This is a genomic window from Sutterella parvirubra YIT 11816 (assembly GCF_000250875.1).
Lineage (GTDB): Bacteria > Pseudomonadota > Gammaproteobacteria > Burkholderiales > Burkholderiaceae_F > Sutterella > Sutterella parvirubra.
Genome location: NZ_JH604905.1, coordinates 1 through 1004, shown reverse-complemented (window position 1 = coordinate 1004; position 1004 = coordinate 1). Strand labels below are relative to the sequence as shown.

Annotated in this window: 1 protein-coding gene; it reads right to left on the bottom strand. The window is 62.6% G+C overall.

Annotated elements, in window-relative coordinates:
• Positions 1–1004, bottom strand: a 1004-nt coding sequence (locus tag HMPREF9440_RS02740; RefSeq protein WP_008541270.1) for an aspartate/ornithine carbamoyltransferase family protein, incomplete at both ends; no start/stop codon positions are given.

Below are 1004 nucleotides of genomic sequence, written 5' to 3'. Positions count from 1 at the left end.
CCGACAACGGCGGAGAGGAGCGCCATGCGCAGCGCCACCGAGAAGCCGATCGCGCGGAAGTAGAGCTGGTGCTCGGTGTTGTCGATGCCGAAGTCGAATTCGCCCGGGTTGCGCGGGAGCGAATGGTGCACGCCCACGGTCTTGCCGGTCTTCGCCTTGATGTTCTTCAACATGTCCAAGGAGACGTAGTAGTTCGCCATCTTCTTTTCGAAGTCGGCGCGGTTCGGGTCGTCCTTCTTCACGGAGCAGCCCGGGAGATAGATCAGGTCGACGCCCTTATCCATGTAGAGCTCTTCGTTCTGCTTCATCGTGAGGTCGAAGTGCTCTTCGAAGTTGGCGCCCATCTTCTGGAGCTTCTGGCGGACGATTTCCGGCGTGCGGAGTTCGCTCGTGCCCGTGTAGATGATCTTGGCGCCCATGGCGGCCAAGGCCAACGCAAAGGACTGCCCGGAGCGGGCACGGGAGAGGTCGGGCGTGGCGATCGCGACGGTCACGTTCGAGAGATCGCCGAAGGCGCGCCAGCAGGTGTAGGAGTCGAGAAGGCCCTGGGTCGGGTGCGTGACGTGGCCGTAGCCGCCGGAGATGACCGGGCTGCAGTGGCCTTCGATTTCCTTGAGAGCCCCCAGCGCTTCCACGTCGTTCGGGTGACGCATGACGATGACGTCGGCGTATTCGGACGTCACGCGCAGGCTGTCGGCCAGGGATTCGTTCTTCGCGACGGAGGAGTTGTGCGTCGGGTCGGCTTCGGTGATGACGGAGCCGCCCAGGCGGTGCATGGCGTTTTCGTGCGAGCAGCGGGTGCGGGTCGAGGGCTGGAAGAAGAGCGTGTAGAGGACCTTGCCCTTCAGAAGATCGGTACCCGTGCGCATGAAGGGCTCGAGCATTTCCGCGGCGCGGTAGAGGTTCAGGATTTCGTCGCGCGAGAAGTCGTCGAGGAACGTGATGTTCTTGCCCTTCATGTGGGTCGCATCGAGGACTTCGCGGATGTCGCGGGCTTTGAAGTT